The organism is Amycolatopsis plumensis, assembly GCF_042652605.1.
GTDB lineage: Bacteria > Actinomycetota > Actinomycetes > Mycobacteriales > Pseudonocardiaceae > Amycolatopsis > Amycolatopsis plumensis.
In genome coordinates this window covers 6,287,440-6,301,835 of sequence record NZ_JBHSJY010000001.1, presented here as the reverse complement: position 1 = coordinate 6,301,835, position 14,396 = coordinate 6,287,440, and the positions used below count along the sequence as shown (strand labels likewise).

Here is a 14,396-nt window from a genome sequence, read left to right as displayed (position 1 = left end):
GCGCCGTTATCCATCCGCGACAACCTCGGAGACGGAACGCCCATGACGGCGGCCCGTCCGCGGTCCTAGGCTGACGGGCGCTTCCCCCGACAGTCCACGAAGGGACCCCCGCATGACCGATCCCGTCGTCCCCACCACGTCCGGCGCGGTCCGCGGTCAGGTCACCCCCGCCGGCGTGGCGCTCTTCCGCGGCATCCCGTACGCCGCCGCGCCCGACGGCGAACTGCGCTTCGCCGAACCCGTCCCGGCACCACCGTGGGAAGGCGTCCGCGACACGCGGAGACCGGGGCCGACGGCGCCGCAGCGTCGTCACGACGTGCCCGGCCTCGACCTGACCCCGCTCACCGGCACTGGCTGGCGCCCGGGGCCGGAGTACCTGACGGTGGACGTCTGGACGCCGCAGCCGGGCGGCGCATCGCTGCCGGTGCTGGTGTTCGTGCACGGCGGCGCGTTCCTCGGCGGCGCCGCCTCCGCCGCGGTCCACGACGGCACGGCGTTCGCCCGCGCCGGCGCGGTGCTGGTGACGGTGCAGTACCGGCTCGGCATCGACGGGTTCCTCCCCCTGGACGGCGGCACGACCAACCTCGGCCTGCGCGACCAGCTCGCGGCCCTGCACTGGGTGCGGGAGAACATCGCCGCGTTCGGCGGCGACCCCGGCAACGTCACGCTCTTCGGCGCGGCGTCGGGCGCCGTCAGCGTCTCCTGCCTGCTCGGCTCGCCCCTTGCGGCGGGGCTCTTCCACCGCGCCATCGTCCAAAGCGGACACCCGGACATGGTCCGCGATGGCGTCCAGGCCCGCCGGCTGGCCAAGGTGGTCGCCGACGAGCTGAAGGCGGAGCCGGCCGCGGAGGCGTTCCGCAAGGTGTCGACCGAGCAGCTGCTCGACGCCCAGGACGCGGTGTTGCGGCCGGGCGGTGCCCCCGACCTGCGCGACGCGCTGGGCTACGACCGCGGCTACGGTCTGAGCCCGTTCCTCCCGGTGGTGGGCGACGACGTCCTGCCCCAGCACCCGGCCAAGGCGATCAAGGCGGGTGCGGGCCGCGACGTCGACCTGGTCGTGGGCAGCTGCAGCGAAGAGATGCGCCTCTACCTGGTGCCGACGGGCGTGCTCGAAGCGGTCACCGACGACCAGGCGGTGGCCTCCCTGGCGGTGTCCCACCCGGACCCGGCGGGCGTGCTGTACGCGTACGGACTGGGCTCGGGCCGCACGGCGGGCGAGGTCCTGGTCGAGGCCCTGACGGACCTGGTCTTCCGCGACGGCGTGCGCGACCTGGCCGCCCACCACACCGGCCGGACGTTCCGGTACGAGTTCGAGTGGGGCTCGCCCCTGCTCGAGGGCAGGCTGGGTGCGTGCCACGGACTGGAGCTGCCGTTCGTGTTCGGAGCATTGGACGCGCTGTCGGGACCGCGCGGCCTGCTCGGCGAGAACCCGCCGCACGAACTGGCGGCCGAGTTGAACGGCGCCTGGCACCGCTTCGCGACGACGGGTTCGCCGGGCTGGGCGGAGTACACGGGCGAGGACACGATGTTCCACGCGTACTGACGGCGCGACGCGGGCCGGTCGAGCGGTGAGCCGCGCTCGGGCCGCCGCACCCGGCCGAACCGCGGCCCCGGCCACTCCCCCCGCGCGCGCCACCGAGACCGCGCACCCCCGCTGAACCCACAACCGACCCAGCCGAAGCCACCGCACTCACAACCCGGCCGAACCAAACACCACCCCGGCCGAAGCTTCCGCACCCACAACCCGCCGTACCAAGGCACCGTCCGGACCGAAGCCGCCGCACCCACACCCCTGGCGAACCGAGCCACCGCCCCGGCCGCCCACAACTCGCCCAGCCGGAGCCGCCGCCCCGCGCGCCCGGCAGGCGGCGCCCGCGCCGCGCCCCGCGAGTCGCGGCTCCCCGTCTCCGCGACCGCCTCCCGCGCCGATCGGCCGTAGATCACGAACCGGTCGAGGGCTTTGCTCCAGCGGGCTGGCTCCTGGGCAGGACGGTTGACTATCCCCCTTCCCCGCTGCCAGGCTCAGGCCGCCCGGACGGCCGGATGAATGGGGACCACCGATGCCCGAGGCGGGCTCTGCCGCACCGCCACGCGCCTTCGTCCGCACGCTGCTGCGCAGCGGGACACCCGCGGACCCCGCCGAGCCCGTTGCCGACAGCGGCGACCTCACCGCCGTCGGGGACGCGACGCTCGCCCGCGCCTCGCGCTACTGGGTGGCCGTGCCGCTGGCCTACCGGGCCGCCGCGTTCGTCAAGGTGTTCATCGGGTTCACCGCCGCGAACGGCGTGCTCGGGCTCGGGCCGGTGCTCGGCGCCACCGTCTTCGCCGTCGCCGCCAACGTGGCCGCCGTCGTCTGGGTGCTGCGCGCGGGCGGCCTGCGGGCGCGGCTCACCGGGCGCGCCCTCGGTCTGGACCTTTCCCTCGGCGTGGTCCTCAACCTCGTGGTCGCCGTGACGGCCCCGCCCGCCATCCAGCCGTTCGCCGTCGACGTGTCCTGGACCTGGCTGGTCGGCTCGGTCGCCATGTGGGCCGGCACGTCCGGGCTGCCCGCGGCGCTGTGGCTGTTCGCCGCGGCCGTGCCGTTCCGGGCCGCGCTCACCCTGGCCGGCGGCCTGCCCCTGAGCCACCAGCTCGCCCTGACGCGGTCGATCGGCTGCATGGTGGCGCTCGCGGTGGCGATCGTGCTCGCCGTGGCCATCCTCATCCTGCTCGGCGTCGGCACGCGGTTCGCGGTGGACATCGGGCTGCGCCGCGGGCGCGAGGCCGAGCGCCGCCGGACACGGCGGATCATGCACGACAGCGTCCTGCAGACCCTCGAAGCGCTGGCCATCTCGGCACCGGGCGACGACGCACAGGCCGCCACCCGGCTGTCGGAGCTGCGTTCGGTCGCCAAGGCGGAAGCGGCCGAGCTGCGCCGCCGGATCACCGAGCCGGTGCCGACCGGGTCGACGCGCGGGTTCGCGGTCGAACTCGCCGACGTCGCCACCGAGCTCGCCCGCGACGGCCTGCGCACCCAGCTCGTCGCCGCGGACTTCGCCGACGACCACAAGGTGTCGCAGGACCGGCGGACCGCGTTGTGCGAGGCGGTCCGGGAAGCGTTGCGCAACACGGTGAAGCATTCGGGGACGAAACAGGTCGTGCTGCGCGTGGAGGAACGCGACGGCGGGATCGCGGTGGTGGCCCGCGACCAGGGCCTGGGCTTCGACGTCCGCGACCGGCCCCCGGGCTTCGGCATCAGCCAGTCCATCATGGCGCGGCTGGCCGAGGTCGGCGGGCACGGCACGGTGGACTCGCAGCCGGGGCGCGGCACCCGCGTCACGATGTGGGTGCCGGGCTAAGCCGCCTGACGGGCGGCGCGCTCGGCAGTGAGGCTCGCGCGGCAGGCCGCGGTCAGCCGGGTGGTGGCGGCGCTGCCGCCGTGACCGCAGCGCGGGCAGGACATCGCGACGGTCAGGGACAGCTCGTCGACCGCGACGGCCAGCTCGGTCCGGCAGCTGCGGCACCAGCGGTGGCGGGTGACCGGGCTGACGTGCGCCGGCGAGGCGACGCACTGGTGGATCCACCGGCCGTGCACGTGGCAGGTCAGCCGGTCGTCGGGCGCCAGCAGGCCCATGTCCTCGGCGTCGTCCTCGGTGGCGAGCAGGACCGGCAGGCTCCGGACCCGGTTCGGGGTGGTGGTCGTGGCGGTCATCGGGCTCTCCCTAAGGTTGATGTTGTTCGGGGTGAGTGCCCCGGATGCCCGGGGCGATGGGGTGTGGCTGATCGGGTCTCTGCCGTGTGGTGGCTCGGAAGGAATGGCCGCCCTGTCGTTCTGGACGCCCTGGCCACTGATTCAGATCTGCTGCGGACCGTCGCTGTTTAGGGACCTGCTGGCGGGGTTGTCCACGGGGTTGACCTGCGACAACAGGAGAATGAGGGTGACGGATCGGCCGCTGGTCTGGGTCGGTGTCGACGTCGGCAAGGCCACGCATCACGCGTGTGTGATGGACCCGGCGGGGAAGGTGGTGTTCTCGCAGAAGGTCGCCAATGACCAGGCCGCGATCGAGCAGCTCGTCGCCCGCGCCGGCCAGGCCGCCAGTGAGGTGCGCTGGGCGATCGATCTGACCAGCAACGCCGCCGCACTGCTGGTCGCCGTGCTGATCGCGACCGGGCAGCAGGTGGTCTATGTGCCCGGGCGGGTCGTCAACCGCATGACCGGGGTGTTCCGGGGCGAAGCGAAGTCCGACGCCAAAGACGCCCGGGTGATCGCCGAAACCGCGCGGATGCGCACCGATCTGACGCCGGTCACCGCGACCGACGACCTGGTCGTCGAGCTGACCCGGCTGACCGCCCATCGTGAGGACCTGATGGCCGACTGGATCCGTGGCGTCAACCGGTTGCGGGACCTGCTGACCGGCATTTTCCCTGCACTGGAACGTGCCTTCGACTACTCCACCCGCAGTGCCCTGGTACTGGTCACCGGTTTCCAGACCCCGCAGGCGATCCGCGCGGCCGGCGAGTCCGGCGTGGCCGCTTACCTGCACGAGCACGGCGCCTGGGCCCAGGGCATCCCCGCCATGGCCGCCGATGCCCTGGCTGCCGCGCACGCCCAGACGGTGCGGCTGCCCGGTGAGGCCACCACCGCGATGCTCATCGCGGGACTGGCCCGCCGGCTGCTGGCCCTGGACCGACAGATCAAGGACACCGACAAGCTGCTCACCAGCCAATTCCGGGAACACCCGCAGGCCGGGATCATCGAGTCGCTGCCCGGCTTCGGGCCGATCCTGGGCGCGGAGTTCCTGGTGGCCACCGGCGGCAACCTCGCCGCCTTCGCCACCTCCGGGAGGCTGGCCTCCTACGCGGGCCTTGTTCCCGTGCCTCAGGATTCCGGCCGCGTGACCGGCAACCTGCGCCGTCCCAAGCGCTACAACCGCAGGCTGCGACGGGTGTTCTACATGGCCGCACTGTCCAGCCTCAAGGTCACCGGCCCCTCGCGGACCTTCTACGACCGCAAGCGCAGCGAACGCCTCATCCACACCCAGGCCCTGCTCGCCCTCGCCCGCCGCCTGGTCGACGTGCTCTGGGCCCTGCTGCGCGACGGCCGGACCTTCACACCGACCGCGCCACACACCGCTACCGCGGCAGCTTGACACGATCATTCAGATTCCTTCCCCTTACCCGGACGTCGAACCGGCGGCCCCAGGATCGACATCCGGGTGTCGACTGGCCGGATCCCGGCGATTCGTGGCAATCCAGCCACTCCCCCGCGCTCGCGAAGATCACTAGCTTCGGGGCGTGTCGAAAATCCTGCTCTCGATCCACGTCCTGGCGGCGATCCTCGCCGTGGGCCCGGTCGCGGTCGCGGCCAGCATGTTCCCCGCCGCGGTCCGCCGGGGCGACGGCAAAGCGGCGACCCTGCTGCACCGGATCTGCCGCGTGTACGCCTACGCGGCCGTCGCGGTGCCGGTGTTCGGCTTCGGTGTCGCCGGCACGATGCACGTGATGGGCGACCCGTGGCTGCTCGTGTCGATCGGCCTGACGGCGATCGCGGCCGCCGTGCTCGGCCTGCTGATCCTGCCGCGCCAGAAGCGGCTGCTGGCGGCCGGGGAGTCCACTTCGGACATCCTCGGCCGGCTGGCCATGCTGACCGGCGTGTTCAACCTGCTGTGGGCCGCGGTGACGGTGCTGATGATCGTCCGGCCCGGCTCGTCGACCGGCGCCTAGACCGCGACCGCGAGCGGCACGCGCACCGCCACGAAGTCCGGCCGCGCCCGCAGGGCGAACCCCAGGGAGAGGTAGAGGCGGATCGCCGAGGTGTTCGCCGCCGCCGCGTGCATCATCGGGGTCTCGCCGCGTTCGCGGATGCCCGCCGCCACCGCGAGCACCAGCCGCGTCGCGAGGCCCTGCCCGCGGTACGCCGGATCCGTGCAGACCGCGCTGATCTCCGTGTGGCCCGGCGGGTGCAGCCGCTCACCGGCCATCGCGACGAGCGCGCCGCCGCGCCGGATGCCGAGGTACGTGCCGAGCTCGACGGTCCGCTTCCGCAACGGTCCCGGCCGCGTCCGCTCGACGAGGTCCAGCATCTCCGGTACGTCCACGGGGCCCAGCCGCACCGCCTCCGGCTCGGGCGCGGCCGCGACGCCCTCGTCGACCAGCTGCACGCCGGGGACCTCGTCGAGCACCTCCCAGCCCGCCGGCGGCCGCGCGGTGGTCGCGGCCAGCACGACGGTCGCGCCCGGCCCGGCGAGTTCGGCGACGTCCCGCCAGTCCTGCTCGCCGGGGTCGTCGGGCAGCGCCAGGAACGGCGCGACGTCCTCCGGGTAGCGCAGGACGCGGCCCTGCCGTTCGGCGAAGTGGGCGTGCGGGCCGGTCAGCGACGCCCAAGTGGGGTTGTCGAGCGGAAAAGCCATGGCTCCAGCATGCGGATTCGGGCCGGGTGGCCGTTGCCACTCCCACATCCTGGGTAGGGTGCGCACGTGGGTTCCCAGGTCCCGGTGTGGATTCCGATCGTCGTCGCCCTGCTCGGCCTCGCCGGCGTGATCCTGACCCAGGTCCTTTCGGGACGGCGGGAGGCCTGCCGGATGGCCGAAGAGGCCGCCCGCGAGGAGCGCCGCTGGCAGCGCGAACGCGAAGCCCGGACCCACGAGACCCGCGCCGACGCCTACGCCCAGCTGATGGGCGTCCTCGAAGCGTTCGACGGCGTGCTGTTCCAGGGCAGGGCGGTCGTCGAAGCGGACGGCGAGCTCGACGAACACCAGATCGGCGAGCTGCGCGAGGTGCGCAGCGAGGCCCAGCACGCGCTCGGGCCCGTCGTGCTTCATGCGCCGGAGGCGGTCCGGCGGCTGGTCAGTGACGCCACGCTGCCCCGGATGCGGCTGGCCGCGATGCTGCTCGACCCGAAGCGCGACCGCACCAAGCTCCGGCCCGCCTGGGACGCCGGCCAGCGCGGCTACCGCGTCATGCGCGCCCGGATGCGGGCCGACCTGGGGTTCGACGCCGAGCCGGTGGACGAGCTGTTCGGCACTCAGCCGACCGTGGTCAGCTCCTCGTCCGAGAGCACCTCGGACCCGGCCGAGACGACCAGCCTGCCGCCGTCGACCTGATAGCGGTAGTCGCCGTTCACCGCGACGAAGCCGCTGCCCTCGGCCTGGGCCGGCAGCACGATGTGGGTTTCGTCCGAGGCCGCCTGCCCGCGGGCCTGGCCGTCGTAGAAGATCCGGCCGTCGGGCACCCGGCAGATCGTCACGACGGACTTCGCGGTCTGTGCGACGAGCAGTGCCGTGCCCGTGCCACCGGGCAGGTAGCGCGCCGCGTCCTCCGGGCACGGCTTGTCCGTCGGCGTGGTCGTGGTCGCGGACGGCGACGGCGTGCTGGGCGGCGTGACGGCGTTCGCGGTCGTGACGACGGTCTTGGTGGTCGGCAGCGCGGGGGTCGTGTACGCGGGGAAGGGCCCCGACGCGGACGGCGGAGGCTCCGGCTCCCCGGCGAACAGCAGCACGCCGCCCACCGCCACACCGGCGACCACCATCAGGGTCAGCAGCACCCACAGCGCCCGCGCGCGAGCCCGGCCCGGTGCCAGGCCCGCGCAGGTGCCGCAGCGCCGGGCGGCGGGGTCGTTGACCGCGCCGCACTGCGCACACGTCCAGGGAAAACCCGCCATCGGGCCTCCTTCGGCCCGGCGCCACGCCACGCCGGTTCCCCCATCGTCACCGACGCGGGCACCGGCTGCAACGGCTCGTGGCTAGGCGTGCACGACGTTGACCATCCAGGGGATGCCGAACTTGTCGACGCAGGCGCCGAATTCGTCGCCCCACATCTGCTTTTCGAAGGGAACCGTCACGGTGCCGCCGTCGCTCAGCTTGTCCCAGTAGCCGCGCAGGTCGTCGGCGTCGTCCCCGCTGAGGCTGACCGAGATGTTCGTGCCCGGGTGGTGCTCCATCCCGGCCGGGGTGTCCGACGCCATCAGCGTGAAGCCGTTCTCGGCCTCCAGCTGGGCGTGCATGACCTTGTCCGCATCCGCCCCTTCGGGTGAGCCGAATTCCCCGAACGTGTTCAGGGTGAGCGTGCCGCCGAAGACCCCCTTGTAGAACTCCATGGCCTGCCGCGCGTCGTCGCGGAAGCTCAGGTACGGGTTCAGACGAGAAGCCACGGCCATCTCCTTCGATCGGACGAGAGCAGCATCCTCGCAGAACGCGTGACCTGCGCCAATCGGCGGATTTTCAGCGCCGCCTCAGAGGACGAACCGCCGCTGCGCGACCGGTTCCAGCGGCAGCGCGCCGCGCAACGCGGCCCGGGCGCGCAGCTCCAGCGCCCGGTCCAGCGGCCGGGCCCCCGGCCCAGCGGTGTGGAACGTCCCGCGGTCGAACAGGTACACCAGGGCCAGCTTTCCCTCGCGGCGCCCGGCCGGCTCGGCGAACTCGACGGTCGCGAACCGCAGCGAGCCGCCGTACCCCGCCCTGGCCAGCCGCTCCGCGACGTCGACCAGGTCGCTGGTCAGCACGCGCAGGTCGCGGTCGCGGCGCCAGCACCGGACCGTCGAACGGCCGTGCAGGTCCTGTGTCACCAGCGGGTGCACCGGCAGCCGCGCCGACGTCGCGGCGATCAGCTCCGCCTCGGTACGGGCCAGCGCGTCCCCGGCCACCTTGAAGTCGACGGTGCCACCGCCGGTGGGCGCGAGCCCGAGCGCGGCACGCATCCGCGGGGCGGCCGCGGCGAGAGTGTAGAGGGACTGCAGGTGCGGGCGGGAGGTCCAGCACCGGACCAGCTTGCTGTCCAGCAGGGTCACGACGAACGTTCCTATCCTCATTTCGGAGGCCGCCGGACCGGGCGCACTGGCAGTGTCCACTGTGGACGTCAGGCGCGGGGACGCGGGGCCGGAAGGGACAGCATGCGCCCGCGCCGAGAATTTCCGGTCTCCGACCGGCCGGGCACGCGGCGAACGGCAGCACTTCGCCGCCGAACGGTCACGCGGGGTCAGGTTCCACCGATCAGCGGTATCCCCTCTCGCCTCACGCGGCAGCCGGTGCGGCAGTGCGGCAGTGCGGCAGTGCGGCAGTGCGGCAGTGCGGCAGTGCGGCAGTGCGGCAGTGCGGCGGGCGAGGCTACTACGCACCCCGCCCCCGGACGAGCACCCCAGCGCGGTTCGGGCAGCGGCCTGCCCCAGTCAAAGCCGCCCGCGGCAGTTTCCCCCTTTCCTCGCCAAGCGGACATTTAGCGTTGCTAATAGCTCTGAAGCAGAGCTACCTTCGGGAGCATGACCGAACTCGCCGACCGGCTGCTGGGCGCCGTCCAGGGGATTCGCCGGGTGGTGCGCCGGCGGGTGCGGGCCGATGTGGCGGGCGTTCCGCTGCCGGGTGCGCAGGTCGAGCTGCTGCGTGTCGTGGCCGACCACCCCGGCATCGGCGTCGCCGCGGCCGCCCGCGAACTGCACCTGGCGAACAACTCGGTCAGCACGCTGGTCAACCAGCTCGCCGACAGCGGCCTGCTGCGCCGGGAGGCCGATCCCGCCGACCGGCGCGCGGCGCGGCTGGAGATCACCGCCGCCGCGGCCGATCGGATGGCGGCCTGGCGCCGCGCCCGCACCGGGCTCGTCGCCGACGCCCTCGCCCGATTGTCCGAAGAGGACACCGACGCCATCGGCCAGGCGTTGCCGGCGCTCGAAAAACTCATGGGCATCCTGAAGGCGCAACCATGACCGAACCCGCGGCGGTGCGCTGCACCGGCCTGAGCCACTCGTTCGGCGCGACCCGCGCGGTGGACGGCGTCGACCTCGAAATCCACCCCGGCGAGGTGTTCGGCCTGCTCGGCCCGAACGGCGCCGGCAAGACGACCACCCTCCGGATGATCACCACGCTGCTGCCGACCACGCCGGACCGCATCACCGTCTTCGGCGTCGACGTCGCGCGCCGCCGGATGGCCGTGCGGCGGCTGATCGGGTACGTCCCGCAGCAGCTGTCCGCGGACGGCGCGCTGACCGGCCGCGAGAACGTCGCCCTGTTCGCCCGGCTCTTCGACGTGCCCCGCCGACAACGGGCCGAGCAGGTGCGGCTCGCCCTGGACCTCGTCGGGCTCGCCGGCGACGCCGACCGCACGGCCAAGACGTACTCCGGAGGCATGATCCGCCGCCTCGAACTCGCCCAGGCCCTGGTCAGCTCGCCGCGGCTGCTCATCCTCGACGAGCCGACGATCGGGCTCGACCCGGTCGCCCGGTCGTCGGTGTGGGACCGCATCGCCTCGATCCGCGAGGCGACCGGCATGACAGTGCTCGTCACCACGCACTACATGGACGAAGCCGAGCAGTACTGCGACCGCGTCGCCCTGATGCACGCCGGCCGGATCCGCGCGCTGGGCACCCCCGCCGAGCTGGAGGCGGACCTCGGCCCGGAATCCACTTTGGACGATGTGTTCCGCACGGTCACCGGGAACCGGCTCGAGCACGAAGAAGGAGGGATCCGCGGTGTCCGTGCCACTCGCCGTACCGCCCGCCGCCTCGGCTGACCCGGGCCCGCTGCGCCGGCTGCGCGTGCTCGGCGCCCGCGTCGGCGCGATGTGCCTGGTGGAACTGCAGAAACTGCGGCGCGACCAGACCGAGCTGCTCACCAGGGCGATCCAGCCCGCGCTGTGGCTGCTGATCTTCGGGGAGACCTTCAGCAGGCTGCGCGCGATCCCGACCGGCTCGACGCCGTACCTCGACTTCCTGGCGCCGGGCATCCTGGCCCAGTCGGCGCTGTTCATCGCGATCTTCTACGGCATCCAGATCATCTGGGAGCGCGACGCCGGCGTGCTCGCCAAGCTCCTGGTCACCCCGACCCCGCGCGCGGCGCTCGTCGCGGGGAAGGCGTTCGCCGCCGGGCTCCGCGCGCTGGTCCAGGCGCTGATCGTGCTGATACTGGCCGCGGTGCTCGGCGTCGGGCTGACGGCCAACCCGCTGAAGCTGCTGGCCATGGCCGTCGTCCTCGTGCTCGGCTCGGCGTTCTTCTGCTGCCTGTCCATCGTGATCGCCGGGATCGTGCTGTCGCGCGAACGCCTGATGGGCATCGGGCAGGCGATCACGATGCCGCTGTTCTTCGGCTCGAACGCGCTGTACCCGGTGGACCTGATGCCGTCGTGGCTGAAGGTGCTCAGCCACGTCAACCCGCTGAGCTACCAGGTCGACGCGCTGCGCGGCCTGCTCATCGGAACCCCCGCCCACCTCGGCACCGACTTCGCCGTGCTGGCCGCGGCGACGGCGGTGGCCGTCTCGGTCGCCTCCGCACTGCTCGGCAGGTTGGCCCGGTGAGGCACATGTCTCACCGAACGGAAGCTTCATCGCCCGATGCCTAATCTCGAATTCGTGAAACGTCGCCGGGCCGTGGTCCCGTTTGCCGGATTGTGCCTGCTCGCCGGAATTCTGACAGCCGGGACGATGGCGCCCGCCGCCATCGGCGCCGGCCTGTTGTCGAACCAGGTGAGCGATTCGGTGGACGCCATTTCCGCCCAGCTCGCCGCCGCCGATCCCCCGCTGACCACCACGGTCACCGACCGCGACGGCACGCCGATCGCCACGCTGTACGCGCAGTACCGCCTCCCGGTGGACGCGGCCGGGCTCGCGACCACCATGAAGGCCGCGATCATCGCCGTCGAAGACCGCCGGTTCTACACCGAGGGCGGCGTCGACCTGCAGGGGATGCTCCGCGCGGCGGTCAACGACAGCACCGGCGGGGCACTGCAGGGCGCCTCGACGATCACGCAGCAGTACGTCAAGAACTACCTCATCAACGTCGTCGACCGGACCGATCCGGCGGCCCAGCAGGCCGACCGCGAGGACTCGCTCGCCCGCAAGCTGCGGGAGGCGAAAATGGCCGTCCAGCTCAACGCCACCATGAGCAAGGACGACATTCTGGCGAATTACCTCAATGTGGTCGAATTCAGCGGAACCGTGTACGGAGTCGGCGCCGCCGCCGAGGCGTATTTCGGGACGACCCCGGACAAACTGACGGTTCCACAGGCGGCGCTGCTCGCCGGAATGGTGAACAACCCCAGCACCTACAACCCGTACACGCACCCGGACAAGGCGCTGCAGCGCCGCAACCTCGTCATCGACGACATGGTCACCAACGGCTCCATCCCGGCCTCGTACGCCGCGACGGCGAAGGCGGCCCCGCTCGGGTTGCTGCCGAACGGCCCGGTCACGCCGCCCGGCACGTGCCTCGGCGCGGCGCCGGACGCCGGGTTCTTCTGCGCCTACGCGGAGAGCTACCTGGTGCACGCCGGGTTCACCGCCGACCGGCTGGCCACCGGCGGGTACACGATCAAGACCACGCTCGACCCGCGCGTCTCGCAGGTGACCAAGGACGCCGTCGACGCGAACGTGCCGACCACCCAGGACGGTGTGGCCAACACCTTCGCCGTCGTCCAGCCGGGTCACGACGGGCACCAGGTGCTCGCCATGGTCGCGAACCGCAACTACGGCACCGATCCGGCGCGGGGCGAAACGTCGACCGACATCGTCGCCGACGCCAGCAACGAGTTCGGCGCGGGCTCGTCGTTCAAGATCTTCACCTCGGCCGCGGCGCTCGTCACCGGCAAGGCGGGCCTCGACACCCCGCTGCCCAACCCGGACAGCCAGTGCTTCCCGGTCCCGGACGCGCACGCGTCCTGCTACACCGTCCACAACGACGGCCACTACGCGGACCCGATCACCCTCGCCGACGGGCTGGCGACGTCACCGAACGTCGCGTTCGTCGGGCTGGAGAGCCAGATCGGGATGCCCGCCGTGCTCGACATGGCCGCCAAGCTCGGGCTGCGGAACACCCTCGCGGCCAACGACGCCGGCCGCACGCCGGACCCGAAGTCCGGCAACCCGCAGTTCAGCGAGCCGCAATCGAAGTACTTCCAGAACCTGCTGTCGTTCACGCTCGGCAACAGCCCGGTGAGCCCGCTGGAGATGGCCAACGTCTCGGCGACGCTGATGAGCGGCGGCGTCTGGTGCCCGCCGAACCCGATCCTGTCGGTGACCGACCGGAACGGCAACGCCGTGCCGGTCGCCCAGCAGGCGTGCGAACGGGTCATCCCCCAGGGCGTGGCGGACACCCTGGAAGCGGGGCTGAGCAAGGACACCACCAGCGGCACGTCCGCCGAAGCGGCCCGCGCGGCCGGCTGGACCCGGCCCGACATCGGCAAGACGGGCACCACGCAGCTGAGCGAATCGGTCGCGTTCGTCGGGGGTGTCGACGACTACGCGGTGTCGTCCATGGTGTTCGCCGACGGGCCGCACCCGCGGGAGATCTGCCCGGGCACCCCGGTGCACCTCGGCGACTGCGGCCACGGCGCGTTCGGCGGCACGGTCGCCGCGCCGCCGTACTTCCACGCCATGAGCAAGCTGCTGGCCGGGGTCCCCGACCAGCCGATTCCCGCCGCCGACCCGGCGTACCTGCAGGCCCGATCGTGACTAGCGCGGTTCGAGGAAGACGAGCGGGATCTCGCGCTCGGTCTTCGTCTGGTACTGCGCGTAGTTCTTGAAGTCGGCGGTGATCTTCGGCCACAGCCGCGCCCGCTCCTCCGCGTCGGCGATCCGGGCGCGCATCGGCCGCTTCGGCCCGCCCTTCAGCGAGACCTCGACGTCCGGGTTGTCGCGCAGGTTGAGGAACCACGCGGGGTGCGTGTCGTCGCCGCCCCGCGACGCCACGACGACCACCGCGTCACCTTCCTGGTGGGGCGAGGTCAGCAGCACCGACCGCGGCTGCCCGCTCTTGCGGCCGATGGTGGTGAGCTCCAGGACGGGCATGGCGACCTGCCAGCCCACCCGCCCGCCGGTGAGCTTGATCAGGCCGCGGTGGACGGCGTTCATCGTCTTCAGGGCGAAGTCGCTCGGCATGATCCCAATCTAGTCCCGCGGCTTCCGGTGTCGCGGTACGGGCCGAATGTCCGGTTTCGCGGGGGGCTTCCGCGCGAGATCGGCAAAACCGCCCCAGCAGGACGCAACGGTGTGCGAGGCTGCGCGGCGAAGGAAGAACCGAAAGAGAGAAGACCGATGCTGATCTGGGGCTGGCGTACCCGCATCTACGTGCTGGCGATGACGACGTTCTTGTGCGGCCGGTGCGGCAATCCGGCTTCGCACGCGGTGCGCAAGGCGGTCACGAAGTTCACGCTGTTCTTCATCCCGCTGTTCCCGATCAGCGTCAAGTACACGGCGCAGTGCACGTTCTGCGGGATCGAGAACCGCATCCCCAAGGAGGACGCCGTCCGGCTGCAGGCCCAGGAGGAGCAGGGCCAGGCCCAGCAGCAGGCGGCGCCCGGGTACCCGCCGCACCCGTCGCAGGGTGCTCCGCAGTTCCCGCAGCAGGGGGTGCCGCAGCAGGGCCAGTTCCCGCAGCAGGGCCACTAGGTCGTCGCCGGCGGTCCGGGCCGCCGGCGCACCTGCCGCCGGTTCGGGGTAT

The 14,396-nt window shown here is 72.5% G+C and carries 16 protein-coding genes; 10 read left to right on the top strand and 6 right to left on the bottom strand.

Translation table 11 applies throughout. The features are described 5' to 3' along the window. Positions 1 to 112: 112 nt before the first annotated feature. On the top strand, positions 113 to 1,543 hold the full coding sequence (locus ACFPLC_RS30770) for a carboxylesterase/lipase family protein (protein ID WP_378206869.1): 1,431 nt from the start codon (positions 113 to 115) through the stop codon (positions 1,541 to 1,543). A gap of 517 nt (positions 1,544 to 2,060) precedes the next feature. Then, complete coding sequence (locus ACFPLC_RS30765) at positions 2,061 to 3,338, top strand: sensor histidine kinase (RefSeq protein ID WP_191313853.1); 1,278 nt, start codon at positions 2,061 to 2,063, stop codon at positions 3,336 to 3,338. On the opposite strand, the gene ACFPLC_RS30760 is transcribed toward ACFPLC_RS30765, so the two are convergent. Then, a complete protein-coding gene (locus ACFPLC_RS30760; protein WP_378206872.1) occupies positions 3,335 to 3,691 on the bottom strand; it encodes a hypothetical protein in 357 nt (118 codons plus the stop codon). The genes ACFPLC_RS30765 and ACFPLC_RS30760 overlap by 4 nt on opposite strands. Before the next feature lie 220 nt (positions 3,692 to 3,911). Between ACFPLC_RS30760 and ACFPLC_RS30755 the strand changes: the two genes are divergently transcribed. Both ACFPLC_RS30755 and ACFPLC_RS30750 read left to right on the top strand, forming a co-directional pair. Beyond that, on the top strand, positions 3,912 to 5,129 hold the full coding sequence (locus ACFPLC_RS30755) for an IS110 family RNA-guided transposase (RefSeq protein ID WP_378208288.1): 1,218 nt from the start codon (positions 3,912 to 3,914) through the stop codon (positions 5,127 to 5,129). 145 nt (positions 5,130 to 5,274) lie between these two features. Beyond that, positions 5,275 to 5,703 (top strand): hypothetical protein, encoded by a 429-nt coding sequence (locus tag ACFPLC_RS30750; protein ID WP_378189617.1) that lies wholly within the window; start codon positions 5,275 to 5,277, stop codon positions 5,701 to 5,703. On the opposite strand, the gene ACFPLC_RS30745 is transcribed toward ACFPLC_RS30750, so the two are convergent. Next, positions 5,700 to 6,389: a GNAT family N-acetyltransferase gene (locus ACFPLC_RS30745; RefSeq protein ID WP_378189619.1), complete on the bottom strand. Its 690-nt coding sequence runs from the start codon at positions 6,387 to 6,389 to the stop codon at positions 5,700 to 5,702. The genes ACFPLC_RS30750 and ACFPLC_RS30745 overlap by 4 nt on opposite strands. Positions 6,390 to 6,455: 66 nt before the next feature. Between ACFPLC_RS30745 and ACFPLC_RS30740 the strand changes: the two genes are divergently transcribed. Beyond that, the gene (locus tag ACFPLC_RS30740) at positions 6,456 to 7,082 is read left to right on the top strand and encodes a hypothetical protein (protein ID WP_378189622.1); all 627 of its coding nucleotides are present in this window, start codon (positions 6,456 to 6,458) and stop codon (positions 7,080 to 7,082) included. Here ACFPLC_RS30740 and ACFPLC_RS30735 read toward each other — a convergent pair. The 3 genes from ACFPLC_RS30735 to pspAB all read right to left on the bottom strand — a co-directional run bounded on the left by ACFPLC_RS30735 (position 7,004) and on the right by pspAB (position 8,764). Then, a complete protein-coding gene (locus ACFPLC_RS30735; protein ID WP_378189624.1) occupies positions 7,004 to 7,639 on the bottom strand; it encodes a hypothetical protein in 636 nt (211 codons plus the stop codon). The genes ACFPLC_RS30740 and ACFPLC_RS30735 overlap by 79 nt on opposite strands. A gap of 81 nt (positions 7,640 to 7,720) precedes the next feature. After that, positions 7,721 to 8,128 (bottom strand): VOC family protein, encoded by a 408-nt coding sequence (locus ACFPLC_RS30730; protein ID WP_378189626.1) that lies wholly within the window; start codon positions 8,126 to 8,128, stop codon positions 7,721 to 7,723. 81 nt (positions 8,129 to 8,209) lie between these two features. Continuing rightward, entirely contained in the window at positions 8,210 to 8,764 is a 555-nt protein-coding gene (gene pspAB, locus ACFPLC_RS30725; RefSeq protein ID WP_378189628.1) for a PspA-associated protein PspAB, read from the bottom strand. 468 nt (positions 8,765 to 9,232) lie between these two features. On the opposite strand from pspAB, the gene ACFPLC_RS30720 reads away from it, so the two are divergent. The 4 genes from ACFPLC_RS30720 to ACFPLC_RS30705 are packed head-to-tail and all read left to right on the top strand — an operon-like array spanning position 9,233 to position 13,408. Beyond that, positions 9,233 to 9,673, top strand: coding sequence for a MarR family winged helix-turn-helix transcriptional regulator (locus ACFPLC_RS30720; RefSeq protein WP_378189630.1), 441 nt, complete (start codon positions 9,233 to 9,235; stop codon positions 9,671 to 9,673). Continuing rightward, entirely contained in the window at positions 9,670 to 10,476 is an 807-nt protein-coding gene (locus ACFPLC_RS30715; RefSeq protein WP_378189632.1) for an ABC transporter ATP-binding protein, read from the top strand. Before ACFPLC_RS30720 ends, ACFPLC_RS30715 begins: the two co-directional genes overlap by 4 nt. After that, entirely contained in the window at positions 10,436 to 11,257 is an 822-nt protein-coding gene (locus tag ACFPLC_RS30710) for an ABC transporter permease (protein WP_191313862.1), read from the top strand. Before ACFPLC_RS30715 ends, ACFPLC_RS30710 begins: the two co-directional genes overlap by 41 nt. 36 nt (positions 11,258 to 11,293) lie before the next feature. Beyond that, positions 11,294 to 13,408: a transglycosylase domain-containing protein gene (locus ACFPLC_RS30705; protein WP_378189634.1), complete on the top strand. Its 2,115-nt coding sequence runs from the start codon at positions 11,294 to 11,296 to the stop codon at positions 13,406 to 13,408. Here ACFPLC_RS30705 and ACFPLC_RS30700 read toward each other — a convergent pair whose 3' ends face one another. Next, the gene (locus ACFPLC_RS30700) at positions 13,409 to 13,834 is read right to left on the bottom strand and encodes a nitroreductase/quinone reductase family protein (protein ID WP_378189636.1); all 426 of its coding nucleotides are present in this window, start codon (positions 13,832 to 13,834) and stop codon (positions 13,409 to 13,411) included. A gap of 156 nt (positions 13,835 to 13,990) precedes the next feature. Between ACFPLC_RS30700 and ACFPLC_RS30695 the strand changes: the two genes are divergently transcribed. After that, positions 13,991 to 14,344, top strand: coding sequence for a zinc ribbon domain-containing protein (locus ACFPLC_RS30695; protein WP_378189639.1), 354 nt, complete (start codon positions 13,991 to 13,993; stop codon positions 14,342 to 14,344). Positions 14,345 to 14,396 lie beyond the last annotated feature (52 nt).